The sequence below is a fragment of the Paenibacillus sp. An7 genome (assembly GCF_009870785.1).
In the GTDB taxonomy this organism is placed as follows: domain Bacteria; phylum Bacillota; class Bacilli; order Paenibacillales; family Paenibacillaceae; genus Paenibacillus.
The window spans coordinates 1-428 of sequence record NZ_WTWX01000086.1 but is presented as its reverse complement, the minus strand read 5'-3'; the positions used below and the strand labels follow the sequence as shown (position 1 = coordinate 428).

Sequence of the window (428 nt, the reverse complement as noted above, 5' to 3'; positions counted from 1 at the left end):
TGACCTTCACTCCCCGGCCGTTCATCTCCTGGTCGAATTCGTTCAGGTAGATGTTTGCAAGTAGCGGCGATAAGGGGCCTCCTTGCGGAGCGCCTTCCTCTGTTCTGCAGTGTACTCCGTTCTCCATGACTCCACTTTTCAGATATTTCTTGATCAAATCGGTTACACGCTTATCCCCAATTTGTTTGCGTAAAAGATTCATCAGCAGCTCATGGTTCAGTGTGTCAAAGTATTTGGAGAGGTCAATTTCTACCGCGTAGCCGTAGCCCTGCTGCGCATACTCTTTTACCTTGCGAATGGCTTGTTGTGCGCTCCGCCCTGGGCGGTAGCCGTAGCTTCCCTTCGAAAAGAGTGGCTCAAACAGCGGCTGCAACTGCTGGGCAATCGCCTGCTGGATCACTCGGTCCACTACTGTGGGTATGCCAAGC

General features: G+C 52.3%; 1 protein-coding gene. It reads right to left on the bottom strand.

Features of this window, described 5'->3' with window-relative positions; genetic code table 11:
• Positions 1–400 (bottom strand): group II intron reverse transcriptase/maturase (locus GQY27_RS21255; RefSeq protein WP_268893052.1); only part of this gene is annotated, 400 nt, incomplete at its 3' end.
• Positions 401–428: the final 28 nt, after the last annotated feature.